This window comes from Bradyrhizobium sp. CFUWI (assembly GCF_056429085.1).
This window is the reverse complement of sequence record NZ_JBWJZE010000131.1, coordinates 1-617: the sequence shown is the minus strand read 5'-3', so window position 1 is coordinate 617 and position 617 is coordinate 1. Positions and strand designations below refer to the sequence as shown.

Sequence of the window (617 nt, the reverse complement as noted above, 5' to 3'; positions counted from 1 at the left end):
CGTCCATTCGCCGCGCTCCTGCCAGAAGCTCTGCTTGACGCCGACCTCGGCATTGCGCGCCCGGGTCAGATCGAGCGGCTGCGTGGGCCCGAGCAGGAAGATGTTGTTGGCCGCCACGTCGGCGCCGGTCGCGGCCTGGGCGTAGAGCATGGTGCCCGGCGCGGCTTCCCAGGTCAGGCCCAATCGGCCGGTGGTCGGGTGCCAGGTCTTGCCATAGGGAAAGCCCCGCCGCGCCGCGCCGGCCGCATCGGTGGAGGTGCGGTCCAGTTCGATCGACTCGTGGCGCAGCCCGGCGACGAGCGCCACGGCGGGCGTGAGGCGCAGCCGGTCCTCCAGCGCGAGCGCCGTGTTGCGCAGGCGCGTGGTCTGCAACTGCTGCACGAGCGGGCCGTAGAAGCCGCGGTCGGGCGCCACGAGCGACACGCTGTCGCCCGGGAAATTCGCGGCGCCGGGGCGCGACAGGTCGGTGTGGCTGAATTCGAGCGCGGCGACGGCCCGGTTCTCCAGGCCCGCGATCCGGCCGTCCCATTGCAGCTCCGTCTTGTTGCCGGTAGTGGTCTGGTCCTGCGCGACGAAGAAGCGTTCGCGGTCCACCAGGCCGGTACCGGTGTTGAACG

At 71.8% G+C, this 617-nt stretch carries 1 protein-coding gene; it reads right to left on the bottom strand.

Going from position 1 to position 617, the window contains the following annotated elements; translation table 11 throughout:
- Window positions 1-617: TonB-dependent receptor domain-containing protein (locus tag AC066S_RS39045; protein WP_478271938.1), on the bottom strand; the 617-nt coding region annotated here is incomplete at both ends.